Consider the following 23,272-nt stretch of genomic DNA (forward strand, 5'->3'; position numbering starts at 1 on the left):
GCTTTTTGGGAGGATTTGGGCATGCAAAACCCCGGTTCGGATGCTCGATTGAGCCCTTGCCGGGGTTGTTGCGACCGCTGGGCGGCCTTGAAAGGTCAGTGCTGGGCGGCCAGGCGCTGGCGTGCAGCCTTGATCTGGGTCTCAGCGGCCTCGGCGTTGGTCCAGTAGTCGCCGGGCATGACCTCCTTGCCGGGCTCCAGGGCCTTGTACTGCTCGAAGAAGTGCTTGATCTCCTGCTTGTGGAAGTCGGAGACGTCGTCGATGTCCTTGATAGCGTCGAAGCGGACGTCGGCGGGCACGCAAAGGACCTTGTCGTCCCCGCCAGCCTCGTCGACCATGTGGTAGAGACCCACGGCGCGGCATTCGACGATGCAGCCCGGGAAGACCGAATCGGGAATCATGACCAGGGCATCCAGGGGATCGCCGTCCTCGCCCAGGGTGCCGTCGATGTAGCCGTAGTCGTCGGGGTAGCCCATGGAGGTGAAGAGGGTGCGGTCCAGCCTGATGTGGCCGCTGTCGTGGTCCATCTCATACTTGTTGCGGGAGCCCCGGGGGATCTCGACCAACACGTCGAATGTCTCTGCCATTGTCCTGTCTCCTTTTCGGTCTGGACGGCATAGGTATGTCTCATACACAGCATAACCGTCCCGGGGCACATTCGACCACAGTGCTTCGCTGACGCTCACGCCTGTTCGGCGGCCGCTCATACTCGATTCATGGGGTGGGCGAAGAGTGAGGACAAGTATGAACAAGCGCAGATGGAAGGGTCTGCTGGCGGCCTTGGCTGCACTGGCGGCCCTTGTCGGCCCGGCGGCCCCCGCCATGGCTGGCGGCGGACCAGGACATTCCGGCGGCGGTGCTGAAGGCAATGGTCGGTTTTGGCAGGGCTGGACCTACAAGGATGACGATCAGGGCTCCTTCGGCGGCTATGAGATAGGCAGCATCGACAGAGCCTTCTCCACGATGGGGATTGTCGATGGCGGCAATGCCACTACTGCTCGGGTCAAACGCCAGGCTCTGAATGAGGCCAACGGCAACTGCCAGGCACGCTTCAACGAGGCCCATGCCGACCAATCCGGACAGGGCCACTGCCGGGTGACCGGCGTGGGTGTGGTCACGGGCTACCGCGGCTCTCAGCGGGTCTTCGATGGGGTCAGCATGGCCATCCATAGCATATGGATGGACAACTGGCGAAGCCAGGTGGCCAACCGTACCTTCAGCAACCGAGGGGTGACCTATCGTACCGGCGAACCTTTTTGGGACCAGCCTGGAGACAGCCTGGACAAGTTCGCCGACCTGTACGCCGGCAACGAGCACGGCATCTCCCTGGTGGTCTTCATGCTCAATGACTATGAGCCCAAACCTGCTGATCTGCCACCAAACCCGCCCGATAAGAAAGTGGATCCTGGCACCAGCGCGGATGGTATGGCCAACCGCACCCGCATCGAGACAGGAACCGGTCGAGGCGGCCGTGAGTTGACCTTCAGCGATGTCTTCGATCCCCAAGGCAAGCAGTACCATATCGGCGGGCAGAAGGTCAAAGACCTGACCAGCGGTGAGGATCTGACCAGCAAATTCACTTTCAACACCGCCGATGGGAGCAGACCGCCCGGCAATAGGGCTACAGCCACCTGGAAGGGCGGGGCTCTGCCCGAGGAGCATCAATGGGCATGGCAGCTGGACGTGACCGTCGAGCAGCCGGACATTGGGGTCATATTGGACTCTGGAAAAGTGCATTGGAAGGGCAGCGTCCGTCAGGTTGACCAGTCGACCCCTGAGCGCCGCACTCCCACTTGGAAGCCCAGTCCCGACAAATCCTGGATTCTGCACGATCCCGCCACCGGGCTCTGGAAGGCAGTCGTTGACCCTCAATGGACCAACAAAACTGGTGGCGACGGACGTGCCTTTCTGGACGGCGACAGAGTGGGATCGGTGGTCAACGCCACTGTTGAAGCCCATCTGATCGAAGCGCCTAAGGTTTTCGCTTTGGCTGACGACTGGAGCGCTGCCGACTATCTGGTTGATCAGGATGGCGCTCGGGCTATTCGCATCTTCGAGGCCAAGGCCAAGGCGGATGCCGATGGGCACTACCGCCGCAGCAGCATCGAGGACATTGTGGACAAGGGCAGGGATGTGACCGACCGTTTCGAGATCAGCGTGACCGGCACCCGGGCGCGGGCACAGGCCAAAAGCGGATGGCTGAACGGTCTCAAGGGGATGGAGGACCCCAGGCAGGTCACCATGCTGGTTCCCTTTACGGTTCGCTTTGCCAATGGCGGCGGTGCAGCCAAGGTTCGCAAGGACCTGGGCGGAACACCTGACCAGGAACTGACCTTTTGCAAGGCCCCGAAAGGCCATGGCAGCCAGGGCGCGGCGCTGACCAACTCAGGCTCCCAGACAGTCAATACGCAGAGCGTGCAGACCAATGAGCCGGGCATCTGCGGATATCTGCCTCCGGTACGCAAGGATGTCATCTCGGAGGCCGGTCAAGGCGGGGAGCAGGCCAGCGTTGACGGCAAGGTGGTCTTTCCTGGCCAGCGGTTGGAGTATCAGTTGGATACCCAGCCGAGCCTGCCCGACAACCTGGCCTATCCTGTCAAATCGATCATTCTGACTGATGTCTACGACCGCTGGTTTTTGCCTGACAAGCAGACTCTTGAGGTGACTGATCTGCAGAGCGGCGATGTCATCGCCAAGACCGGATACGCCACAAAGTGGAAGGACAAGGAGCACAGCCTGCGGGTGACCATCACCGACCCCACCCGGATCAGCCAGTGGCGTGCCGGGGGCAACCCCAGAATCCGCCTGCGCTTTGAGGGCACAGTCGATCCCAAGGCCCCAACGGATCATCGGGTGGGCAATCAGTGGGTGCTGACACTGAACAACTCATTGACCCCCTCCAACCAGGTGAGCAATCCGCCAGCCGACTTCCATCCCTCAAAGAGCGATGTCAGCGCGCATGATCCAGGCGTCAGCATCGATGGCAAGGTGCTGTTCATAGGCGACCAAGGGGCCTACCGGATTAGTCTGGACGCCCGTCACAAAGACATCGCCTATCCTGTTTGGCGGCTGGGTATGACGGATGCCTACGACGCTCGGCACCTGGATATCAATTCCAAACGTATCGAAGTTCTGGGCTCCGACGGCCGCGATTACACCAAGGCTTTCAATATCCAGGTGGAAAACGGCGTAGTGCTGGCCTTTGCCAAAACTGTGGATACCTATGTTCCGGCCACCGGCGTGACCCTCAAAGGGGATCCCCAACCAGCTGATCTGGCTGCCTATGCTGCTGCACGAGGTCATAATCCTCTCAGAGAGCCGGCTATTGACCAAGGGCTGTTGGGCCGAACCTACGATCTGATCCTGCCCTACACGGTCATCCGTGCAGAATCAGGTCACGTAGTACGTAACCAAGCGACCCAGATCGTCAACGACCTGCATAAAGCGACCAACGTGGTTACCAATCCGGTCAAGTTGCTCAATCCCGCCAAGGATGTGGTGGTCGCCGTGGGCGGGAAAAGCGCACATGGCAGCAGCATCTACCGCGATCGGCTCTTCCTCTATCGCCTGGACTCAAGTCTGCTGCCGGCCGGACGGGCTTACCCGCAAGTGAAAACCTGGCGGATTGAGGATCGGCTGGATCCTACGGTGGATCAGTTCACTGGCCATTGGGCCGTCTACGCAACCCAGGACCTTTACGAGAATGGGCGCATCCTCATTCATCATGGACAGATCATGGCCGGTTCGGATATGTCCGCAGATATACATGGTGGGCCCTTGTTCACGATGACGGCAGACCCGGCAGGTCTGGTCAAAGTGGAGGCCACACCGCGATATCTGGCCCTAGTCAGCGCTTCAGGCGACCGCCCGGTCGGCTGGAGGGCCTACCTGCAATGCAGGCGTCTGAAGAACGTGGAACGTCATGAGAACCGATTCACTGAGTTCTATCAGGACAAGACCCTGGTCTCCAACACAGTCTGGACCAGAACGCCCGATATGACCCCGGCTCTGCATATCGAGAAATTCGATCAGGCTGGCGGCATGCTCAAGGGTGATCGGGATCAGCCGGAGCAGGCTCTCCGGACTCATGACGATGTCGCCATTGTCTTCCGAATCACCAACGATTCTCCTCGCGATCCCAGCGATGGGACCGGAGCAGTTTTCCCCGCTCGGCAACTGCACTTGGAGGATCAGACAGTCGTCGGTCAGGGGCGGGTGACCGGAATCCACTATCCTGACAACTGGTCGACCCTGATGCTTCGACCCGGACAGTCTGTTGATGTGCATGCCACAGTGACAGGCATATCAGGTAGGCACACCGACAGAGCCCGGGTGACAGGCAGTCCGCTGGTGCCCTGCCCGGTGGAGGATCAGGCCTCCCTGCCTCAACTGGAAAATGGCCAAAAAATCTCAGACCGAGCGAATTCTCGCGGAGCGGTGGTCGATGGCCGTCTGCTCTGTGCCGATCAAGCTGTTGAATCCAACAGTGATGACTGGAACGCTCTGAAAGTCGCGCTGCCTAAAACCGGATCTGCGGTGGTGCTTCCCCTGTCCATTGCCACTGCGGCGGTCATAACTGGGCTTATCATCTTCCGTTTAGTCAGACAGATGTCAGCCAGAAACCGCGAGAGGTAGTGATCCTGGAGCAGGCGAGTGTTTAGCTGGTGTTACTTAGGAAGTTTCATACCGGTGAAGGTGGCAGATCTTCAAAGGGTCTGGCACCTTCACCGTCTTACCGATGATTCGTCGGTCAGCCTTTCAGCTTGATTTCACCATAATCATTGAAAAGAAGATGTTGTCTTGGTGTATCTTCTTCGACGGAAATCAGTCGAGGTATGTCTTCCAGAAAACGATTGTCTGTTTTGTCGTTGTTGGTGGATGATACTTCGAACAAGAGGATTCTGCCGGTCCCAGGCACTCCTTTCCATTGATGGTATGTTCCTTGCGTCATGGTGGCACTCCGCCCGGGTGGCAGTTGAATTACTGAGCCTGCGGGGACAGTGAATCGCTCTCCGTCGGAGACATAAGTTACTGACTTCTGTTTGTCTAGCTTTTCGTCGGCATCAGCTTTATAGACGGTGATTTCCAATGTTCCTCCACCTCTATTGATGATGTCCTCCATTTTCTTTCGATGGAAGTGATAGGGCAACTCTTGTCCATCTTCTATTACGAAGAGTTTCTCACAATAAGGCTTGGGATATAGGTCGGGGTGCTCATAGTTGCCATTGCGGAAAGTGAAACTTACCAATCCACGTCTACTAAAGTTTCCTTCGCCGAAATCAGTAACATCCCAGCCCAGCATGTTGTCGATGATTTCTTGGGAATTCTTATTCAGCTTTTGCCAATCCTCTGCCGTGTAATAGGCAAAGCGCGGGAAAACGAAACCCCGATTGGTGCTGAACTCTAGAGCTCGATCGATAATGTGGTCAATCTCAGAGCGTTTCATGTCTATCCTCCAATTCCTGTCGGATTTGGCTGATGAGTCGGTTATTAACGTCATCTTTGCCCGTTATTGGGTTTTGTGGGTTGTTAATGAAAGCATCATCCCAATCGTCGTCTTCAGGTTTCTTAGGGACCAGATGGAAGTGCAAATGGGAAACGGTATCACCGTATATGCCATAGTTGATCTTTTTGCATCCGGTAATGGATTTAAGAACTCGTGCGACATCTGCGACTTCTTGGATATATTGAGTAAGTTCTTTCCCTCTCAATTCAAACAGTTCGTCAACATGCCAGTTCAATGCGACGATGCAGCGTCCCGGATGAGTTTGATCCCTGTTGAGGAACACGGTGGATGTTGATAATTTTGTAATGAAAATCATCCTAGCCCGTTGTATTTCACTATGTTCGCAGTAAAAGCAGCCTGGACGAACACCCTGCTGGTGCATGGCAACTTCTGATTTACTCATCGTATCGACCATCGTCGTGAGTGGCATCACAGTCAATCATGACATGGATGACGTCAGCTTGCGTATGGTTCCGCAATTTGAAGGCCCGGGCAATTTGAGAAAGCGGGAAGATGTTGGTAACGGTTCGCTCGGTGTTGATTAGTCCATTGAGCACCATGTCTCTTCCCTCTCGTAGCAGTCGATGGTTGTCGATGTCGCGTTTGGGTTCTGTGGTCAGTATGTCGACGCGGCGACGGTGCATTTTGAAGAAATCGATGGTCTTCGAGGTTTTCCCGATGCCTCCGTACATGATCAATTTGGCATTCTGCGCGCAGCAATCCAAGGCATCGATTATGGCGTCGCCTTCCAGCAGTGCTGGGATCACGACATCAAAGCCATCTGGGAAGTCTTTGCCTACGATGTCCATGGTTGGCGTGTCCTGTGAAGGGATTCGGTACGTTCGAGTAGCTCCGAATTCTCTGGAAAGCGCCAGCTTTTCATCGAATAGGTCGGTTACTACAAGGTTCCTTGGGCTGTATAAATGTGCGACCTGTGTCAGTTGCAATCCACTTACGCCTTGACCCATAATCAACACGTTCTTGGCTTGGCTGATTTCTGCGCGTTCCATGCCGTTGAGTATGGTCGGCGTGATTTCGATCAGAGAACCATGCATGAGAGGAAAATCTTTGGGCAGCAGCACCGCTGAGAATGGATCACAAGTAATGTACTCGGCAAAAGCTCCCCACACGTACCGCAGTGCAACATGATCGCCAACCTTAAGACCAACCACATGTGAGCCCACTTCATCGACAATCCCTGCAACTTCATGACCCAACCTCATAGGGTAGGAGAGAAATTCAGGTGTTCTAGCTCCTCTATATACCTCCAAATCCGAGCCGCATATGCCCACCCATTTGACATCTACGCGAATTTCATTATCCTTCGCATGGGGGATTTTGGCATATTTGATGTCAATATCTCCTACTTTTTCCATGACAGCAACTTGTTGAGTGCCTTCGCTGTGGTGGTCGGTCCATTCCATCTCTGGAACAATCATTTTTCTTACCATGATATTGCCTCTTTCTTATTGGTTGTTATTTAACGTGCGTTGGTCCGTTTCAAAAGCATGACCAGACATCCGGCCAGGATCAGCGATGCAGCTAGGAAGTACATCCCGCTTACTGTGGAGTTTGTCAAATCTTTCAGCCATCCGACTACATAAGGGCTGACGAATCCTCCCAAGTTGCCAATAGCATTGACAATGCCCAAACCGACTGCTGCGATACGGGGATCGATGGCCGTGGTGATTGCCCAATAGGGTCCAGACCAAGCGTAAAGACCTATTGCAGCAAGGCAGATGAAAACCATAGCCAAGTATGGATTAGGTATTAGGGCAGATGCGAGCAGGCTCAATCCCCCGACGATTGCACCCAAAGCGGTGTGGTAATAGCGCTCTCCTGTCCGGTCTGATGACCGGGCATTTACGACCAAAGCCACTGCTCCCAGAAGATACGGTATGGCCGTTAACCAGCCCACAGTCATGGTGGAGCTGCTGGAGGAAATTGACTTGATCATCTGCGGAAGCCAGAATGTGATGCCATATAACCCCATGACATAGAAGAAGTTCATAAGGGTTACGATCCAGATCTTCCTATCTAGGAATGCCTCTTTAAATGGTGCGGCGATTTCGCCCTCTTTGGAATTTTCCTGGTTGTCTTTGTCCAACGCGTCGATTAACCATCGGCGTTCTTCAGATGTCAGCCACTTGGCATCCTGTGGCTTGTCATTCAGATACCAGTATGTGAATATTCCCAAGAGCACAGCCGGCAATCCGACTATCAGAAAAAGCCAACGCCAACCGGATAGATTTAAGAATTGGTGGATGTTGCTGATTATGGCAGTCGCTACAGGTGCCCCGAATGAATTCGCCAGAGGAGGCGCAATCATGAAAAGGGCGATGGCTGCAGCTCTGGTTTTGCTGACAAACCAGTAGGTAACGATCAGAGTCATACCGGGGAAAAGCGCAGCTTCGAATACGCCAAGCAAGAAGCGCAATATTGTAAGTTCGACTGCTGATTGCACAAACCCGGTCAGCAGGGTTACTAGCCCCCATAGTATGAGAATGAGGGCGATCCATCGCTTTGCACCGACCTTTTCGAGGATCATATTTCCCGGGATGCCAAACAAGAAATACCCAATGAAGAATATGCCCGCGATAAAGCCATATGTGGTTGCAGTTAACCCTAGATCTGCATCCATGCCGCCAATGGAGGCGTAAGTTATGCTGGAACGATCAAGAAATGCCACAAAATAAATGATGAACAAATAGGGTAGAATATGCCATCGAACTTTTTTCTGCGCCGTTGCGGCTATTGTGTTCGTGTTCATGAAACCATTCCTCCAAGCAAACTGCAATGTTTACGTGATAACGTGTGATTGGTTGAACAGCAGCTGTTCTGGAAATCATGCTATGGCTCAAATTCAGACATGATTCGCCGATTATGATTATCCCAATCGCCGTATCTAGAACAGTGAGGAGAAGGTATGCGAGACAAGGACGTCCGGATTCTCTGGATCAGTGGAAAGTCCTATCAGCTGGGTGATGAGATTGCTAAACACAAGCATAAGTTCTGTCAACTGCAATTCTTCATGTCCGGCTCTGAACAGTTGACATATGATGGACAAATCATTGATTTAAAGAAGAATCATTTGTTCATTGTATTTGAGGGTACTTCTCATGGTTATGTGTTTTTGCAGGGTTCGACAGTATTGGATATTAAATTTGTGGTCGAATCTGGGCTCTATGAAATTATCCGTCCAGTTCTTGAGTGCAGAGATTTTTATATTGATGCCCCTATGCTGCTGATGATTATTCAGCAGCTGCATACTGCTGCAACGGTCGGCGGGCGTGAACTGGGGGAGGTTCGTCCGTTGCTTATGGACTCGTTACTCAAGCTCCTGCTTTTGGGCTTGTACCAGGAGCGGATCGAACGTCAGCCCTTTTCTTATGTAGAGCCTCTATTTGCTAAGACACAGGATAATTCAAAGATTAAATCTATGATTGATTATTTGACTAATCATTACCCTGAAGAGATTAAACTCGAGGATCTTTCAAAGCACTTTCATTTTAGCGAAAGTTATATAACAAGAATCTTCCGAGATGCCATTCAGCTGACTCCCAACCAGGTCCTTCAGGAAATCCGCTTGAATCGAGCAATGAGCTTGTTGAGATCCACTAATTACCCGGTGGAACGAATAGCGCAATCAGTAGGATGGTCATTCAATTATTTTTCGCGCGTATTTAAGCGGCAAAAAGGGGTGACACCTACAGACTATAGAAATATGAAGCAGACTATTGTGGATGGATTGATATTATCCAAAGATTTTGATCTTTCATTAGAACCCACAACAGAGAAGCTATCGTGAACTCTATTTCATATAAGCTGGACCGAGCTAGTTATGGGTGTCAGCCGAGTTAATTCTCCTCCGTGTCCAGCAGCACCACGCCCTGGGGCGGATTGCTGTCAATGGCTCCCACGGTCTCATGTGGCAGATAGGGCTCCTCCATGGAGGAGATCTCCTCAGGTGTGAGTTCCAAATCCAGCGCAGCTGCGGCATCGTCAAGGTGCCGGGCCTTTGTAGCGCCGATGATCGGTGAGGCGACGCCTTTGGCCCACTGCCAGGCAATGGCTATCCGGGCCATAGGTACGTTGTGCCGCTCTGCCACTTTCTGTACGCGGTCAATGATGGCCAAGTCGTTGTCTTCGGCCCGGTCGCACTTGCCGCGCGAGACCTTATCGGTGGCGCTACGCAGGGTGTCGGCGGTCCAAGTGGGCCGTGTCAGATGGCCAGCGGCCAGAGGGCTGTAGGGCATGAGCGAGACGTCCGTCTTTTTGCAGAAGGGGATCAGGTCTTTCTCGTCCTCCCGGTAGAGCAGGTTGTAATGGTTTTCCATGGCACTGAAAGGGGCCCAACCGTTGTCTTGGGCGACTTTCTGCATGTCCTGAAACTGGCGGGTGTACATGGCCGAGGCGCCCAGTGCTCGCACCTTGCCAGACTGGACCAGATCGTTCAGCGCTTCCATGGTCTCCTCGATGGGCGTTTCATAGTCGAATCTGTGGATGATGTAGAGGTCCAGATATTCCGTGTCCAGCCGCATGAGCGTCCCCTTCGATCTCCCGATGGATGGCCTTGGATGAAAGTCGCCCCTCATTGAAGTAGACCTTGGAGGCGATGACCACCCGCTCGCGGCTTGTATGCTTGCTAAGCGCCTTTCCCAGGTACTCTTCGCTGGTTCCGTCCGAGTAGCCGTTCGCTGTATCGAAGAAGGTGATGCCCAGATCCAGTGCGTGCGCAACGACCGCGTCGGTCCCTTCCTCATCCAGTGTCCAGTCGTGCATGGTGCCTGGTTTGCCGAAGCTCATGCATCCCACGCAGATCTTCGATATGTTGATGCCCGTTTCGCCCAGTTGTGTGTATTGCATTTAAGCCCCCTTGGCCTTCCTCGGCGCATATGCGATTATGCTAGCAAGTTCAAGTTGGTGGAAGTCTACTTTTTTGGCTTATGGAGCGAACAACAATATTTGTAGGGGGGGGCATTGTCTTCTTATTGTTCTTTGCCGAAGACATAAGGCTTTTATGGCATGCACGGTGGCGCTATTTCCCGAGAGTGATTTGGAGTCAGTCAGTTCTTAACCTAGAAGCCCTGGGTCTTGTCAATGGTGAAATTGAATACCTGATATAACAGCCAGACAGGGTATGCCTGATGTTCATTGATATACATGTGTCATATACGTACTTTGTTCTTTGGAGTGGATGCGAGCCGAACAATGTAGCCAAGCTGGTTGCCAACTGGGCACGCCTTATTTTCCGCTGATACAATCAACGTAAAAGTTGAAGTTAACCTTTAATGAAGAAGGCTCACGTGGCAAGTGGAAATGATACGAGCTGCGTTGCTTTTTCGCATTTGTTGCGTTTCAAGCGCTCGCATTATCCGTATTCCGATAGGTACCTTAGTGAGGGAAACAATTCGCCGGATACGCATGCAAGAACAGAAAAACAGCATATGGTGCAGTGGTTTGCAGACAATGCGACCCATGGATCGGGCGCCTACTCCGGGCAGAAGCCGAATCAGAGTGCAAAAATTGTTATAACAAATTGGAGAACGCTGCGTCGCTGTTGTGGATTGCTGAGGCGGTTGGCGTTGAAGAGGCGATCGTAGCAGCAGCTTTCGAGGCTGCAAGGCAAGCGGGAGACTATCGCCGGGCCTGTGGTGCGATCCGCAAGATTATCACCTGGCCCATGATTATTGAATCATTATGACGGCGTAGGCGTAGATCAAATATAGTTTTCATTACGTATCGCAGATACTCAGTTTTCAGCGCAGACTGCTTTGAGCAAAGGTAGTTTTAAACACAGGTTCGTATAGAAAGGGTTTGCATATGCCCGAGATTATTTGCCCCAAATGCGGAACAGCATTCACCATTGACGAGGCTGGATATGCCGATATCCTGAAGCAGGTTCGTGACAAGGATTTTGACAGGCAGCTTCAGGAACGGCTTGAGCAGGCTGAACGCGAGAATAGCAAGATCCGTGAACTGGACCAGGCTCAGGCCGAGCAGACGCTACAGAAGACCAAAAGCGCAAAGGATGCCCAGATACAGGAGCTGCAGGCAAAGCTGGAATCCGAGCAGGCTGCCAAGGAGCTGGCCGTTTCGGAAGCCTTGAGGAAGGTCGAAAAGGAGAAAGACGATCTCAGCGCCAAGCTGGACAAGGCTGAGTCGGAGAAGCAGCAGGCGCTCGATCTGGCAGAGGCCAATTCAAAGAGCGAGCTGCAGAAGGCGGCTGCGGACAAAGAGGCCGAGATCGTCAAATTGCAGAATCAGTTGGATGCTTTTGAGTTGCAGAAGAAGCAGGAGCTTGCCCAGGCTTTGGGCCCGGTGGAGAAGGAGCGTGATGATTTCAAGGGCAGGCTTGAGAGGCTGCAGCTTGAGAAGGAGTCGGAGGAGAAGCTCTCCAAGGAGCAGCTGAAGTCGCAGCTGCAGGCGGTTGTTGCGGACAAGGATTCCGAGATAGCCAAGCTGAAGAGCAGCCTTGACAAGGCCGAGCTGCAGAGCAAGGTCGAGGCCAAGTCGCTCAAGGAGCGCTATGAGGTTCAGATCCAGGATCGTGACGAGCAGATTGAGCGGCTGCGTGATCTGAAGGCGAAGCTGTCCACCAAGATGGTGGGGGAGACGCTTGAACAGCATTGCCAGATCGAGTTCAACAAGCTGCGGTCCACGGCCTTCCCCAATGCCTACTTCGAGAAGGACAACGACGCCAGGACGGGCAGCAAGGGTGACTTCATCTTCCGTGACAAGGACGATTCAGGCACGGAGATCGTGTCCATCATGTTCGAGATGAAGAACGAGATGGACACCACCTCCACCAAGCACAAGAACGAGGACTTTTTCAAAGAGCTCGACAAGGACAGGCGGGAAAAGGACTGCGAATACGCCATCATGGTCTCCCTGCTGGAGCCTGACAGCGACTTGTACAACACGGGTATCGTGGACGTCTCCTATCGCTACCCGAAAATGTATGTCGTCCGTCCGCAGTTTTTCATTCCGATAATCACCCTGCTCCGGGACGCTGCCAAGAACTCTCTGCAATACAAGAATGAACTTGAAGAGGAGAGGGCGCAGAATATCGATATAACGCATTTTGAGGAAGAGCTGGACTCCTTCAAGAGTGCTTTTGGTCGCAATTACGAAATCGCCTCGAAAAAGTTCAAGAGTGCGGTAGAGGAGATCGACAAATCCATCAGCCACCTGAACAAGATCAAGGACGCCTTGCTGGGTTCCGAGAACCAGCTTCGCCTGGCCAACAACAAGGCGCAGGACGTGACTATACGAAGACTGACCAGAAACAACGAGACCATGAAGGCCAAGTTCGACGAAGTAAAGAAGTCCAAAGCCATAGGAGACTGAGAATCTGAACGGTGCAGTCATGTGAAGGGATGGATGTAGACGGCTTTCTCTGATTTTGCGATTGGGCCGTCCACCCGTATCTGACTGCACCATACTGGCCAGTGTTCCGGTCTGCCCCAAGTACGCTGAGACAGAACAACAAGATAGAAAAAACAAAGGCTCGGAATCCAAACGATTCCGAGCCTTACTGGTAGCGGGGTCAGGATTTGAACCTGAGACCTCTGGGTTATGAGCCCAGCGAGCTACCGAACTGCTCCACCCCGCGTCGGCTGTTCAACACAGCAGTTATCTATACTACGGATTCCATCACAGTTGTCAAGTCCGTGTGTGGGCAGGCTTTACTTGGGAGATAATGGAGCCATGCCTATCACCATCCCCACCGGATTGCCGGCCAGATCCATCCTGGATTCGGAGCGCATCTTCGCCCTGGAAAGCCACGAGGCGGAGCGCCAGGAGATGCGTCCGCTCAAGCTGGTCATCCTCAACCTGATGCCCACCAAGGTGGAGACCGAGACCCAGCTGCTGCGGCTGATCTCCAAGTCGCCGCTCCAGGTGGAGATCGACTTCATGAAGACTTCCACCCATCAGGCCGTGCACACCAGTATGGATCATCTGGTCAAGTTCTACGAGAATCTGGATTCCTTCGAGGACAACTGTTATGACGGTCTGGTCGTGACTGGCGCCCCGGTAGAGCAGATGGACTTCGAGCAGGTCGATTACTGGCAGGAACTGACCCGCATTCTGGACTGGGCGTCTACCCACGTCTTCTCTACTATGTATCTGTGCTGGGGGGCCATGGCTGGGCTCTATTACCGCCACGGCATCGCCAAGCGCAACCTGGATCGCAAGGTCTTCGGGGTCTTTCCCCAGTATCTGCAGGACGAGTACTGCTTCATCACCAACGGCTTCGACGAGATTGCCCTGCAGCCACACTCCCGCTGGGCCGGGGTGGATGAGGACCAGGTGCGGGCCTGTCCTGATCTGCAGGTGCTGACCTGGGGTCCACAGTCCGGTCCCGGGCTTATCAGCACCCAGGATTTCTCAGAGATCTTCGTGCTGGGCCACTGGGAGTACGACCGTGACACCCTGTCCCACGAGTACCAGCGCGACATGGCCAAGGGCCTGGACCAGGTGCCTTTCCCGGTCAACTACTATCCTCATGACGATCCGGCATTGGAGCCGGTCTTCTCCTGGCGTGCCCATGCCAACCTGCTCTGGCGCAACTGGCTGAACTGGGTTTATGAGACCACTCCCTACGACCTGAGCCAGGTGCCGACTCTGCGGGCAACGGGCCGACTGGGTACCGACCGATCCATCAGACACGCTCCCGGAGGCCCGCGCGCTGACGGATATCAGCCTTTGGCGGGTGACGGGTATGGGCTCATTCCGGGCGCTGTTAAGAGTTGATGACGATTGCATTACCTTCGTCAACAACCTGTCCACGCCGCGGTTCGGATTCGACCTGCGGCCACTATCTGTGACACACTAGAGGAATCTATGGTTACCGTGGCTGTTGGTGTGGGCTACACTACCCATACGGTGCAGCCATGAGTCGCGTGCGCGCTATAGTGTTCACTGTGTCGTTCAGGAGGCGATAGATGCTAGAGGCAATGGGAAGTGAAGCTTTCAGTCTGGCCATGGCCAAGCCAAGCGAGCTACCCACCATCGAAGATTTCCTGCCTCCTGAGATTCTTTTCCAGGGAACGCCCTTCGCCATGAACCGGATCATCCTGATCAGGTTCGTAGCCATGGTCATCATCCTTCTGGTGCTGGGAATCACTGCTGCAAGGGCCAAGCTGATCCCCTCCCGTTGGCAGGGGGCCATTGAGTGGGTCATCGAGTTCATCCGCGACTCGGTCGTCTATGACACCCTGGGCGAGATTCGGGGCAAGCGCTACGTGCCCATGATCACGACCATCTTCCTGACCATCCTGGTCTTCAACCTCTGCGGCATCATACCAGGCATGAACATCGCGGCCACGGCCACCATCACCATGCCCTTGGTTTTTGCCATCTGGACTTTCTGCCAATATATGGTCACGGGATTCCGTGAGCAGGGCGTCTGGGGCTATTTCAAGTCTGAGCTCTTCCCGGCTGGAGTGCCTTGGCCTCTCTATATCATTCTGACGCCCATCCAGCTGCTGGAGATGGTCATCGTCAAGCCGGCCTCCCTGACCATTCGACTCTTTGCCAACATGATCGCAGGCCATCTGCTGGTGGCGGTCAGCCTGGCCTTCACCCAGTTCTACATCATCGAGGCCAGCAACAAGCTCCTGGCCTTGGCTGGTGTAGGCTGGTTCGTTCTTGGCTTCGCCCTGACGGCCTTTGAAATCTTCGTGGCGGCCCTCCAGGCCTACATCTTCGCCATCCTGACCACGGTCTACATCTCCATGAGTTACCCTGAAGAAGGTTGAGCGAAAAGAACAGCCGCGGTCGACGCTTCAGGCGGTCGCAGCCCACATATTCGTCGGTTCCGGCCGGTAGACGGGGGTCGGGGCCGAACCACAATCCAAGAACCGGCAACGGTGGAGGAAAGGAAAATAAATGGACATTATCACACTTGCTGAGGTCTCCGGCAATCTGAGCATCCTGGGATACGGCATCGCAGCTCTCGGCCCCGCACTGGGTCTGGGCATCGCCGTCGGCAAGACCGTCGAGAGCATGGCTCGCCAGCCTGAGATCAGCGGACAGCTGCGGACCACCATGTTCATCGGTCTGGCTCTGATCGAGGTGCTGGCACTGCTGGGCTTCGTGGCGCTCTTCATCGCCTGAGCCGTGCGATTCCTGCATGATCCGGCTTCGATAAGGGAAAGGAGGAGCCAATGTACGCTCTAGCGGCAGGCAAGGGGATCCAGCTATTTATCCCCCAGCTCTATGACATTGTGTGGTCGCTGGTCATCCTGGTCATCCTGGCCGTCTTCTTCTACAAGTTCTTCATGCCCAAGTTCCAGGCCATCTTCGATGAGCGCTCGGCCAAGATCGAGGGCAATATTCAGAAGGCCGCCAAGGCTCGTGAAGAGGCGGATCAGGCCCGCAAGCAGTATCAGGATCAGCTGGGCAAGGCTCGTGTTGAGGCTTCCCAGATCCGGGATGACGCCCGCGCTGAGGCCTCCAGGATCGTGGCGGATGCCAGGACCCGGGCCGAGACCGAGGCCAACCAGATCACCGAGAACGCCCAGCGATCCCTCAAGTCCCAGCAGCAGCAGGCGCTGGTCTCGCTCAAGGGCGAGGTGGGCACGCTGGCTACGGCTCTTGCCGGCAAAATCCTGGGCTCGCAGCTTCAGGATGATGCCGTACAGTCCTCCATGATCGACTCGATCATCGCGGACCAAGGCGGGCAGTCCTCGGACAAGCGGCAGGCATAATGACCGATTGGCGGATGACGGGAACGTTGATTCCGCGAAAGGGGAGGTGACATGCGAGGAGAGACTTCGCTGAGCTCCGACAAGGAGACCAGGGCCAAGTATGCCCCCTTGCTGAAGAGCAAGGGGAATGATGCCCTCCGCGTGGCCATGGAGCTCTATACCTTCGTGACCCTGCTCGATGCCAACAGGCCCCTGGAGCGTGCGCTGACCGACCCCTCCCGTCCGGCTGAGGACAAGTGGCAGGTGATCGACACCATCCTGGCTGACAAGGCCGATCCGCTGACCGTGGACATCCTTCATGATTTGACTGATCATCAGTGGAGCCGTGTGGTGCACATTGCCAACGCGGCCGAGGACATGTCGGTGGATGCCATCGCTTATTACGCCGATGCTCTGGGCATCACCAACCAGGTGGCAGGCGAGCTGGCTGAGATCCATTCGGCCCTGCTGGGCATGCCGCTGGTGCTCTTCAGGCTCTCGGACGAGTACAGTGATTCCACAGCGCGGGCCGACCTGCTCAGGGCGCTCCTGGTTGGGCAGCACATGCATCCGGTCACCGAGCAGATGGCCCTGAACGCCACCATCGATCTGCGTGGACGTCGCTTCCCTGACACCATCATTTGGTTGGTGAACCGCTTCTCTGAGCATATGGACCAGGTCATGGTCACCGTCACCACGGCGGTATCCATGAATGACCAGCAGGTCAGCCGCCTGCAGGAGGTCTACGGGCGCAAGCTGGGCAAGCCGGTCCACATCAACTCGGTGGTCGATCCCTCGGTTCTGGGCGGCATGAAAGTCCAGTACGGCTCGGTCTCCACAGACGGCACGGTGGCTACGCAACTGAAGCATCTGAAGCGGCGGATGGCCGTGGCAGGATGAGCGGAGAACCGACAGACTTGAACAAGAACAGAAATAAGGAGTGATCATGGCAGAAATGACCATTGATCCCGCCGTGGTGCGCAAGGCGCTCGACCAGTTCGTCGAGTCCTACAAGCCGACGGACACCCCCACCCAGGAGGTGGGCTATGTCCGCACGGCCGGTGACGGCATTGCGCATGTGGAGGGACTGCCTGGTTGCATGGCCAACGAGCTGCTGACCTTCGAGGACGGCACGCTGGGTCTGGCTTTCAACCTGGACGCCCGAGAGATCGGCGTGGTCATCCTGGGCGACTTCGCAGGTGTCGAAGAGGGCCAGGAAGTCCACAGGACCGGCGAGGTGCTTTCGGTGCCCGTCGGCGACGGTTATCTGGGGCGTACAGTCAACCCTCTGGGCGAGCCCATTGACGGTTTGGGTGAAATCAAGAGCGAGGGCCGCAGAATCCTGGAGGCGCAGGCTCCCGATGTCATGCACCGGCATCCCGTCGACGAGCCCCTGGCCACTGGCATCAAGGCCATCGACGCCATGACTCCCATCGGCCGCGGTCAGCGTCAGCTGATCATCGGCGACCGGCAGACCGGCAAGACGGCCATCGCCATCGACACCATCATCAACCAGAAGCGCAACTGGGAGTCCGGAGACCCTAAGAAGCAGGTGCGGTGCATCTACGTGGCCATCGGCCAGAAGGGCACCACCATCGCCTCGGTTCGTTCCTCTCTGGAAGAGGCCGGCGCCATGGAGTACACCACCATTGTGGCCTCCCCGGCTTCTGATTCCGCAGGCTTCAAGTACATAGCCCCCTACACCGGTTCGGCCATCGGCCAGCACTGGATGTACGGCGGCAAGCACGTCCTGATCGTCTTCGACGACCTGAGCAAGCAGGCCGAGGCCTACCGGTCCATCTCCCTGCTGCTGCGTCGTCCGCCGGGGCGCGAGGCCTATCCTGGCGACGTCTTCTACCTGCATTCGCGTCTGCTGGAGCGCTGCGCAAAGCTCTCCGATGATCTGGGCGGCGGATCCATGACCGGTCTGCCCATCATCGAGACCAAGGCCAACGATGTTTCGGCCTACATTCCGACCAACGTGATCTCCATCACCGACGGCCAGATATTCCTGCAGTCCGATCTGTTCAATGCCAACCAGCGTCCCGCCGTGGACGTGGGCATCTCCGTCTCCCGCGTGGGCGGCGCCGCACAGACCAAGGCTCTGAAGAAGGTCTCCTCGACCCTGAAGATCTCCTTGGCCCAGTATCGTTCTCTGCAGTCCTTCGCCATGTTCGCCTCGGATCTGGATGCGGCCTCCAAGGCCCAGCTGACCCGTGGCGCCAGGCTGACCGAGCTGCTCAAGCAGCCCCAGTTCACGCCTTACGCCATGGAGAAGCAGGTCGTTTCCGTCTGGGTGGGCACCCATGGCAAACTGGATGATCTGGATCTGGAGGACGTGCTGCCCTTCGAGTCCGGCCTTCTGGACTACCTGGACCACAACACGGACATCCTCAAGACCATCCGCGATACGGAGGACTTTACCGACGATACCGAAAAGGCTCTTGACCAGGCCGTGGACGAGTTCGCCAAGACCTTCGTGACCCACAAGGGCCAGACCCTGGACGGTCACAAGGCCGACCAGGAGCAGGAGCAGCCAGTGGCCGTCCAGCAGGAGAAGCTGGTGGCCGACGGCAAGAGCGGCAGCAAGGCCGGGAAGCGGTAGACCATGGCCTCACAACTCGCATTCAAGTCAAGGATCGCCTCCACCTCGGCGTTGGAGAAGATCTTCAATGCCCAGGAGATGATAGCCTCCTCGCATATCGCCAAGGCCAGGACCGTGGCCCTGGAAGCGAAGCCTTACTCCGATGCGATCTTCGATGCAGTCCAGGCACTGGTGGCCCACACGGATGATATCCGCCACCCCATTGTCAGGAAGGACGAGAAGAACCCACGCGTGGCTGTGCTGGCGCTGACGGCCGACCGCGGCATGGCCGGGGCCTATACCTCCTCGGTCATCCGCGAGACGGAGTCTCTGCTGGCCCGCCTGGACGAGCAGGGCCGACAGCCTCAGCTCTTCGTCTACGGTCGCCGCGGTGTCTCCTACTATCGTTACCGCAACCGCAGCATCGTCAAGACCTGGGAGGGTCACAGCGATCGGCCCGGTGTGGATGTAGCCAGGGAGATCTCCCAGGCACTGCTGGATACCTATATGACTCCAGCGGCCAAGGGGGGCGTCTCCGAGCTCTACATCGTCTTCACCGAATTCATCAACATGGTGGTGCAGAAGGTTCGAGTGCTGCGCATGCTGCCCCTGGAGCTGATCAGGCCTGACCAGGAGCAGCCTGAGGAGGCCATCGATGCCCCCGTGCCGGACGACGGGCATGGGCGCCAGAGCGACCGCTATGCGGCTCTCTACGACTTTGAGCCCAGCTCTCAGGAGGTCTTGGATGCCGTTCTGCCCAAGTACATTCAGTCGCGCATCCATGAATGCCTGCTCACCTCGGCCGCCTCGGAGACCGCCAGCAGGCAGAACGCCATGCACACCGCCACTGACAACGCCAAGGGACTGATCGACGACCTGACCCGCCAGCTCAACGCCAGCCGTCAGGCGGCCATCACGCAGGAACTTACCGAGATCGTCGGCAGCGCCGATGCGCTCAACAAAGAGGAAGAGTAGGAACGCCAATGGTTGCACAGCAAGAACAGCCGACCACAGCGAGCCGCAAGCCGGATTCGGCCTCCAAGGGGCGTGTCACCCGAGTCCAGGGTTCGGTCATCGATGTGGAGTTCCCGGCAGGCCATCTGCCGGACATCTACAATGCCCTGACCGTGGACCTGAGCCAGTCCTCGAACACCGAGGGCGAGTCGTTGACCACCATCATGCTGGAGGTGGAGCAGCACCTGGGCGATTCCACGGTCCGCACCGTGGCCCTGAAGCCCACCGACGGCCTGGTCCGCGGTGCTACCGTCACCGATACGGGCGGGCCCATCATGGTGCCCGTGGGCGACGTGACCAAGGGACACGTCTTCGACGTGGCCGGCAACATCCTCAACAAGAAGGAGGGTGAGCAGATCAAGGTCACCGAGCGGTGGCCCATCCATCGCAACCCGCCTGCTTTCGATCAGCTGGAGTCCAAGACCCAGATGTTCGAAACCGGCATCAAGGTCATCGACCTGCTGACCCCCTACGTGGAAGGCGGCAAGATCGGCCTGTTCGGCGGCGCAGGCGTGGGCAAGACCGTGCTCATCCAGGAGATGATCCAGCGCGTGGCTCAGAACCACGGCGGCGTCTCCGTCTTTGCTGGCGTGGGCGAGCGTACCCGTGAGGGCAACGATCTGATCGGCGAGATGGACGATGCTGGCGTCCTGGAGAAGACCGCACTGGTCTTCGGCCAGATGGACGAGCCCCCGGGGACCCGTCTGCGCGTGCCTCTGACCGCCCTGACCATGTCGGAGTACTTCCGCGACGTGGAGAATCAGGATGTGCTGCTCTTCATCGACAACATCTTCCGGTTCACCCAGGCCGGCTCCGAGGTCTCCACCCTGCTGGGCCGCATGCCTTCGGCTGTGGGCTACCAGCCCAACCTGGCCGACGAGATGGGCGCCCTGCAGGAGAGGATCACCTCCACCAGGGGTCACTCCATCACCTCCCTGCAGGCCATCTACGTGCCGGCCGACGACTACACCGACCCGGCCCCGGCCACCACTTTCGCTCACCTGGACGCCACCACCGAGCTCAGCCGTGACATCGCCTCCCAGGGCATCTATCCGGCTGTGGACCCGCTGGCATCCACCTCCAGGATTCTGGATCCGCGCTACGTGGGGCAGGCCCACTACGACTGCGCCAACCGGGTCAAGGCCATCCTGCAGAGGAACAAGGAGCTCCAGGACATCATCGCCCTGATCGGCATCGACGAGCTGGGCGAGGAGGACAAGACCACCGTCAACCGTGCCCGCAAGATCGAGCAGTTCCTGGGCCAGAACTTCTACGTGGCCGAGAAATTCACCGGTCGCAAGGGTTCCTACGTGCCTGCGGACGAGACCATTGAGGCCTTCACCCGCATCTGCGACGGCGCCTATGACGACGTGCCCGAGCAGGCCTTCTCCGGCATCGGCGGCATCGACGACCTTGAGCACAAGTGGCACGATATGCAGAAGGAATACCGGTAGTCATGGCGGACACGGGCAAGGCCTCCATGCAGGTCAACATCGTATCGGCGGACAGGCCCATCTGGTCGGGTCAGGCGCGGTCGGTCACCGTGCCTGGCACCCAGGGGTCCATGGGCATCATGCCCGACCACGAGCCGGTGCTGGCCCTGCTGCAGGAGGGCAACATCCGGGTTCAGGCCACCGATGGCGGTCGTCAGTCCTTCCATGTGGACAGCGGATTCGCCTCCTTCGACAGCAACAAGCTGACTGTGGCCGTGGATCACTACCTGGAGGACGCTGGTCAGGGACAGCAGTCCTGACTCCCTTCCTCTTCCGCCCGGCTGGTGCTCTTGCATCGGCCGGGCTTTTTTCTTTCTCGCCCGGGACAGCGACTGATATATTGGCATCTGTGCGAATCATTGTTGCCGACTGCTCAGCCGAATACTCCGGGCGTCTCAACGCCAGCCTGCCGCCGGCCAGGCGTGTCCTGCTGATCAAGGCCGACATGAGCTGTCTGATCTTTTCGGAGCTAGGCTCCTACAAGCCCCTGAACTGGATGTGCGCCCCCTGCACCATCAGGGAGATCGAACCCGAGGAGACGGGCAAGGACAGTGCGGGCGTCAAAGCTGATTCCGTGGCTGAAACCGGGCTGGACGAGGTAGCCGAAGCTGCCGCGCCCGATGCTCTGATCGCTCAGGAGCAAGATCAGGACCAGACTCGGCCCGTCCATAAGGTTCTGCGTGTTTCAGCCGTGAAATCCAGCGATGTGCTCACCATCAGGCTCTACCAGGTCTATGCCGACGACAGCTACGACCTGGGGACGGATCCGGGATTGGTCAAGGACGGCGTGGAAGCACATCTGCAGCGTTATCTGGCTGAACAGATCGACCGCATCGGCCCGGGGGCCACCTTGGTGCGCCGGGAGTATCCGACGCCCATCGGCCCAGTGGACATCATGGCCGTCGACGGCCAGGGACGGCATGTAGCCATCGAGATCAAGCGGCATGGCGGCATTGACGGGGTGGAACAGCTGACCCGCTACTGCCGCCTGCTCAACCGCGACCCCCTGCTGGCTCCTGTCCGCGGGATCTTTGCGGCCCAGACCATCACCCCCCAGGCCAGGGTCCTTGCCGAGGACAGGGGATTCGAGTGCCTGATTCTGGACTACGAGGCCATGAAGGGCGCCGACAGCGATGAACTGACCCTCTTCTAAGGCATTTTTCAGTCCTGCGCATTCGGCATGTCAGGCAGCTCACATATATTTCCACCAGAGCCTACAAGACCTGAAAAGCTACTAGATATTGGGGTTTTTGGCCTGACACGCCACTACAGGTGGTATTGTGCTTGAGCCTTGGAGTGTGTAGAGTGCAATCATTAGGTTCCAAGCAGAGAGCTATAGAGCTTGGAGCATCACGGCAACATGTAAGGGAGAGGCGATCATGTCCATCACGGTCTACACCAAGGCGCACTGTCCCCAGTGTGATGCCACCAAGCGTCAGTTGACCAAGCAAGGGCTGGAATTCGAGCAGGTGGATTTGACCGAGGATCAGACCTTGATCGACCAGTTCATCGCCCAGGGATTCAAGCAGACCCCCATCGTAGTCACTGACCAGGAGACGTGGAGCGGGTATCGCCCCGATCTGATCAGGAAGGCAGCACAGAGCGCCAAGGTCTTTGCCTGATCACAGCACTCGGAGCCCGGTTCACGGATATGTGGATCGGGCTTTTTTGTTAGCTTGGTGAGCAGTAGGGATGATCAAAAACACAGATGCCAGGTAGGCAGGATCTGCAGGTGTCGGTCAGTTTGGTCGGCTAGGGCCATCTCGCCCGCACTGTCCGGTTGCTGGATGGCTTCAGCATCATGGTGGATCGCTGTCCGTGTTGCTGTGAGAGCGGATGATAACGCGGTATCCAGCATTCGTATATCGAAAAACAAAGAAAAGCGGCTCGCGTTCTCTAGGATTGTCGACTGAATGCCGCAGTCGGCGTGAAGCGGGTGAGAAGCAGTGAAGAGGAGACGATGAACAGGACCAGAGCAAGT

The 23,272-nt window shown here is 56.6% G+C and carries 21 protein-coding genes and 1 tRNA gene; 14 read left to right on the forward strand and 8 right to left on the reverse strand.

All coding sequences use genetic code 11. From position 1 onward, the window contains the following. Positions 1 to 95: 95 nt before the first annotated feature. Positions 96 to 587, reverse strand: a complete 492-nt coding sequence (locus FPK30_RS01215) for an inorganic diphosphatase (protein WP_045924895.1) — start codon at positions 585 to 587, stop codon at positions 96 to 98. 157 nt (positions 588 to 744) lie between these two features. Here FPK30_RS01215 and FPK30_RS01220 point away from each other — a divergent pair, with 157 nt between their 5' ends. Further along, complete coding sequence (locus tag FPK30_RS01220) at positions 745 to 4,635, forward strand: LPXTG cell wall anchor domain-containing protein (RefSeq protein WP_144084968.1); 3,891 nt, start codon at positions 745 to 747, stop codon at positions 4,633 to 4,635. A gap of 115 nt (positions 4,636 to 4,750) precedes the next feature. Here FPK30_RS01220 and FPK30_RS01225 read toward each other — a convergent pair whose 3' ends face one another. The 4 genes from FPK30_RS01225 to FPK30_RS01240 are packed head-to-tail and all read right to left on the reverse strand — an operon-like array spanning position 4,751 to position 8,276. Next, positions 4,751 to 5,446 (reverse strand): D-lyxose/D-mannose family sugar isomerase, encoded by a 696-nt coding sequence (locus FPK30_RS01225; RefSeq protein ID WP_144084969.1) that lies wholly within the window; start codon positions 5,444 to 5,446, stop codon positions 4,751 to 4,753. Beyond that, complete coding sequence (locus tag FPK30_RS01230) at positions 5,433 to 5,921, reverse strand: HIT family protein (RefSeq protein ID WP_222102853.1); 489 nt, start codon at positions 5,919 to 5,921, stop codon at positions 5,433 to 5,435. Before FPK30_RS01230 ends, FPK30_RS01225 begins: the two co-directional genes overlap by 14 nt. Beyond that, complete coding sequence (locus FPK30_RS01235) at positions 5,902 to 6,957, reverse strand: zinc-dependent alcohol dehydrogenase (RefSeq protein ID WP_045924891.1); 1,056 nt, start codon at positions 6,955 to 6,957, stop codon at positions 5,902 to 5,904. The genes FPK30_RS01230 and FPK30_RS01235 overlap by 20 nt, the downstream gene beginning before the upstream one ends. A gap of 29 nt (positions 6,958 to 6,986) precedes the next feature. Beyond that, a complete protein-coding gene (locus tag FPK30_RS01240; RefSeq protein ID WP_144084970.1) occupies positions 6,987 to 8,276 on the reverse strand; it encodes an MFS transporter in 1,290 nt (429 codons plus the stop codon). A 156-nt stretch (positions 8,277 to 8,432) separates the two neighbouring features. On the opposite strand from FPK30_RS01240, the gene FPK30_RS01245 reads away from it, so the two are divergent. Then, positions 8,433 to 9,314, forward strand: coding sequence for an AraC family transcriptional regulator (locus FPK30_RS01245; protein ID WP_144084971.1), 882 nt, complete (start codon positions 8,433 to 8,435; stop codon positions 9,312 to 9,314). A 49-nt stretch (positions 9,315 to 9,363) separates the two neighbouring features. Here FPK30_RS01245 and FPK30_RS01250 read toward each other — a convergent pair whose 3' ends face one another. Further along, on the reverse strand, positions 9,364 to 10,047 hold the full coding sequence (locus FPK30_RS01250) for an aldo/keto reductase (protein ID WP_260804144.1): 684 nt from the start codon (positions 10,045 to 10,047) through the stop codon (positions 9,364 to 9,366). Continuing rightward, complete coding sequence (locus FPK30_RS08250) at positions 9,992 to 10,372, reverse strand: aldo/keto reductase (protein WP_260804152.1); 381 nt, start codon at positions 10,370 to 10,372, stop codon at positions 9,992 to 9,994. Before FPK30_RS08250 ends, FPK30_RS01250 begins: the two co-directional genes overlap by 56 nt. 957 nt (positions 10,373 to 11,329) lie before the next feature. On the opposite strand from FPK30_RS08250, the gene FPK30_RS01255 reads away from it, so the two are divergent. Next, positions 11,330 to 12,856, forward strand: coding sequence for a DUF2130 domain-containing protein (locus FPK30_RS01255; protein ID WP_144084972.1), 1,527 nt, complete (start codon positions 11,330 to 11,332; stop codon positions 12,854 to 12,856). 188 nt (positions 12,857 to 13,044) lie between these two features. On the opposite strand, the gene FPK30_RS01260 is transcribed toward FPK30_RS01255, so the two are convergent. After that, positions 13,045 to 13,121: transfer RNA gene (locus FPK30_RS01260), tRNA-Met, on the reverse strand. A 95-nt stretch (positions 13,122 to 13,216) separates the two neighbouring features. Here FPK30_RS01260 and FPK30_RS01265 point away from each other — a divergent pair. From FPK30_RS01265 to nrdH, 11 genes are all read left to right on the forward strand, one after another. Then, positions 13,217 to 14,263 carry a homoserine O-succinyltransferase gene (locus tag FPK30_RS01265; RefSeq protein ID WP_144084973.1) on the forward strand — a complete coding sequence of 349 codons (1,047 nt, stop codon included), beginning with the start codon at positions 13,217 to 13,219 and terminating at the stop codon, positions 14,261 to 14,263. Positions 14,264 to 14,454: 191 nt separating this feature from the next. After that, entirely contained in the window at positions 14,455 to 15,270 is an 816-nt protein-coding gene (gene atpB, locus FPK30_RS01270) for a F0F1 ATP synthase subunit A (protein WP_101432903.1), read from the forward strand. Between the two features lie 130 nt (positions 15,271 to 15,400). Further along, entirely contained in the window at positions 15,401 to 15,628 is a 228-nt protein-coding gene (atpE, locus tag FPK30_RS01275) for an ATP synthase F0 subunit C (RefSeq protein WP_015022486.1), read from the forward strand. Between the two features lie 50 nt (positions 15,629 to 15,678). Continuing rightward, positions 15,679 to 16,221 carry a F0F1 ATP synthase subunit B gene (locus FPK30_RS01280; RefSeq protein ID WP_024626881.1) on the forward strand — a complete coding sequence of 181 codons (543 nt, stop codon included), beginning with the start codon at positions 15,679 to 15,681 and terminating at the stop codon, positions 16,219 to 16,221. Between the two features lie 51 nt (positions 16,222 to 16,272). Then, a complete protein-coding gene (locus FPK30_RS01285; RefSeq protein WP_144084974.1) occupies positions 16,273 to 17,100 on the forward strand; it encodes a F0F1 ATP synthase subunit delta in 828 nt (275 codons plus the stop codon). A 46-nt stretch (positions 17,101 to 17,146) separates the two neighbouring features. Then, positions 17,147 to 18,805 carry a F0F1 ATP synthase subunit alpha gene (gene atpA, locus FPK30_RS01290; RefSeq protein ID WP_144084975.1) on the forward strand — a complete coding sequence of 553 codons (1,659 nt, stop codon included), beginning with the start codon at positions 17,147 to 17,149 and terminating at the stop codon, positions 18,803 to 18,805. 3 nt (positions 18,806 to 18,808) lie between these two features. After that, positions 18,809 to 19,759 (forward strand): F0F1 ATP synthase subunit gamma, encoded by a 951-nt coding sequence (locus FPK30_RS01295; RefSeq protein WP_144084976.1) that lies wholly within the window; start codon positions 18,809 to 18,811, stop codon positions 19,757 to 19,759. An 8-nt stretch (positions 19,760 to 19,767) separates the two neighbouring features. Continuing rightward, positions 19,768 to 21,252, forward strand: coding sequence for a F0F1 ATP synthase subunit beta (gene atpD / locus FPK30_RS01300; protein WP_101432899.1), 1,485 nt, complete (start codon positions 19,768 to 19,770; stop codon positions 21,250 to 21,252). A gap of 2 nt (positions 21,253 to 21,254) precedes the next feature. Further along, on the forward strand, positions 21,255 to 21,551 hold the full coding sequence (locus tag FPK30_RS01305) for a F0F1 ATP synthase subunit epsilon (RefSeq protein WP_144084977.1): 297 nt from the start codon (positions 21,255 to 21,257) through the stop codon (positions 21,549 to 21,551). An 89-nt stretch (positions 21,552 to 21,640) separates the two neighbouring features. Beyond that, entirely contained in the window at positions 21,641 to 22,444 is an 804-nt protein-coding gene (gene nucS, locus FPK30_RS01310; protein WP_144084978.1) for an endonuclease NucS, read from the forward strand. Positions 22,445 to 22,670: 226 nt separating this feature from the next. Then, positions 22,671 to 22,913, forward strand: coding sequence for a glutaredoxin-like protein NrdH (nrdH, locus tag FPK30_RS01315; protein WP_024626874.1), 243 nt, complete (start codon positions 22,671 to 22,673; stop codon positions 22,911 to 22,913). The last annotated feature ends 359 nt before the right edge of the window (positions 22,914 to 23,272 follow it).

Source organism: Bifidobacterium apousia, assembly GCF_007559275.1.
GTDB classification, from domain to species: domain Bacteria; phylum Actinomycetota; class Actinomycetes; order Actinomycetales; family Bifidobacteriaceae; genus Bombiscardovia; species Bombiscardovia apousia.

Excerpts from the sequence above, each read along its gene's own strand:
- FPK30_RS01215 (WP_045924895.1), bottom strand. The coding sequence starts at position 587 with ATGGCAGAGACATTCGACGTGTTGGTCGAGATCCCCCGGGGCTCCCGC.
- FPK30_RS01220 (WP_144084968.1), top strand. The coding sequence starts at position 745 with ATGAACAAGCGCAGATGGAAGGGTCTGCTGGCGGCCTTGGCTGCACTG.
- FPK30_RS01225 (WP_144084969.1), bottom strand. The coding sequence starts at position 5,446 with ATGAAACGCTCTGAGATTGACCACATTATCGATCGAGCTCTAGAGTTC.
- FPK30_RS01230 (WP_222102853.1), bottom strand. The coding sequence starts at position 5,921 with ATGGTCGATACGATGAGTAAATCAGAAGTTGCCATGCACCAGCAGGGT.
- FPK30_RS01235 (WP_045924891.1), bottom strand. The coding sequence starts at position 6,957 with ATGGTAAGAAAAATGATTGTTCCAGAGATGGAATGGACCGACCACCAC.
- FPK30_RS01240 (WP_144084970.1), bottom strand. The coding sequence starts at position 8,276 with ATGAACACGAACACAATAGCCGCAACGGCGCAGAAAAAAGTTCGATGG.
- FPK30_RS01245 (WP_144084971.1), top strand. The coding sequence starts at position 8,433 with ATGCGAGACAAGGACGTCCGGATTCTCTGGATCAGTGGAAAGTCCTAT.
- FPK30_RS01250 (WP_260804144.1), bottom strand. The coding sequence starts at position 10,047 with ATGCGGCTGGACACGGAATATCTGGACCTCTACATCATCCACAGATTC.
- FPK30_RS08250 (WP_260804152.1), bottom strand. The coding sequence starts at position 10,372 with ATGCAATACACACAACTGGGCGAAACGGGCATCAACATATCGAAGATC.
- FPK30_RS01255 (WP_144084972.1), top strand. The coding sequence starts at position 11,330 with ATGCCCGAGATTATTTGCCCCAAATGCGGAACAGCATTCACCATTGAC.
- FPK30_RS01265 (WP_144084973.1), top strand. The coding sequence starts at position 13,217 with ATGCCTATCACCATCCCCACCGGATTGCCGGCCAGATCCATCCTGGAT.
- atpB (WP_101432903.1), top strand. The coding sequence starts at position 14,455 with ATGCTAGAGGCAATGGGAAGTGAAGCTTTCAGTCTGGCCATGGCCAAG.
- atpE (WP_015022486.1), top strand. The coding sequence starts at position 15,401 with ATGGACATTATCACACTTGCTGAGGTCTCCGGCAATCTGAGCATCCTG.
- FPK30_RS01280 (WP_024626881.1), top strand. The coding sequence starts at position 15,679 with ATGTACGCTCTAGCGGCAGGCAAGGGGATCCAGCTATTTATCCCCCAG.
- FPK30_RS01285 (WP_144084974.1), top strand. The coding sequence starts at position 16,273 with ATGCGAGGAGAGACTTCGCTGAGCTCCGACAAGGAGACCAGGGCCAAG.
- atpA (WP_144084975.1), top strand. The coding sequence starts at position 17,147 with ATGGCAGAAATGACCATTGATCCCGCCGTGGTGCGCAAGGCGCTCGAC.
- FPK30_RS01295 (WP_144084976.1), top strand. The coding sequence starts at position 18,809 with ATGGCCTCACAACTCGCATTCAAGTCAAGGATCGCCTCCACCTCGGCG.
- atpD (WP_101432899.1), top strand. The coding sequence starts at position 19,768 with ATGGTTGCACAGCAAGAACAGCCGACCACAGCGAGCCGCAAGCCGGAT.
- FPK30_RS01305 (WP_144084977.1), top strand. The coding sequence starts at position 21,255 with ATGGCGGACACGGGCAAGGCCTCCATGCAGGTCAACATCGTATCGGCG.
- nrdH (WP_024626874.1), top strand. The coding sequence starts at position 22,671 with ATGTCCATCACGGTCTACACCAAGGCGCACTGTCCCCAGTGTGATGCC.